This window comes from Rhizobium metallidurans, assembly GCF_014196505.1.
Lineage (GTDB): Bacteria > Pseudomonadota > Alphaproteobacteria > Rhizobiales > Rhizobiaceae > Rhizobium > Rhizobium metallidurans.
In genome coordinates this window covers 1-1,018 of sequence record NZ_JACIDW010000068.1, presented here as the reverse complement: position 1 = coordinate 1,018, position 1,018 = coordinate 1, and the positions used below count along the sequence as shown (strand labels likewise).

General features: G+C 59.4%; 1 protein-coding gene. It reads left to right on the top strand.

Annotated elements, in window-relative coordinates; all coding sequences use genetic code 11:
• Positions 1-939 (top strand): IS66 family transposase (gene tnpC, locus GGQ67_RS25090; RefSeq protein WP_183902808.1); only part of this gene is annotated, 939 nt, incomplete at its 5' end.
• Positions 940-1,018 lie beyond the last annotated feature (79 nt).

The following is a 1,018-nucleotide window of genomic DNA, read 5'->3' as shown; positions in this document are numbered from 1 at the left end:
GCTGGCGTTCCGATCAGCCGGGGTGCTCTCGCGCACTGGGTGATCGGTTCGAGCGAGAGGCACCTGCATCGCATTTACGATGCGCTGAGATTGCGGCTTCAGTCACAGCCTCTCATTCATGGCGATGAGACGACGGTTCAGGTGCTGAAGGAAAAGAACAAGGAAGCCACCAGCACCTCCTACATGTGGGCATACCGCAGCAGCGAGGACAGTGCCGAGCCGATCGTGCTTCTCGATTATCAACCGGGCCGCGGTCAGGTCCACCCGCAGACCTTTCTCGGCGACTACCGCGGCATATTGGTGAGCGACGGCTACACAGCCTGGCGCACATTGCATGGCGCAACCCATGTCGGATGCATGGCTCATTCACGGCGACGCTTCGTCGAGGCTCTCAAAACCCGCAAGAATGGAGGCGGACCACCGGAACAGGCGCTCCGGTTCTTCGAGCAGCTCTACCGGATAGAAAAGCAGGCGCGAGACAGAAAGCCCGACGCCGGCGAAACGCAGGCCGATTGCATTCGCCGTTTCCGGCAACAGCACAGCCTGCCTGTCCTGACTGCACTCAAGTCGTGGCTCGATACCATCGCGCCAAAGGTCTTGCCGGATACCAAGCTCGGCGATGCCGTGTCCTACACCCTGAACCAATGGGATTACCTGATACGCTATACCAGCGACGGCAGGATGCCGATCGATAACAACATTCTGGAACGCGACATCAGAGTATTTGCGACCGGAAGAAAATCGTGGCTGTTCAGCGATACCGCCGACGGAGCCAGGGCAAGCGCCGTAATCTACAGCCTGATGCTGACTTGCCGCGCCTGCGCCGTCGACCCACTCACCTGGCTGCGCCATGTGCTCACTGAGTTGCCTCAGCGCGAGGAAGCCGCCGACATTTGCGACCTGCTGCCGTTCAATTACTCCAAGACCTCCGCCGACTGATAGAGCCGGATATCGCTTCGCAAAAAGAGCCGGTTCGGAGACGCCGCCTACGTCAATGTGCATGGAAAATCGCGCTTAC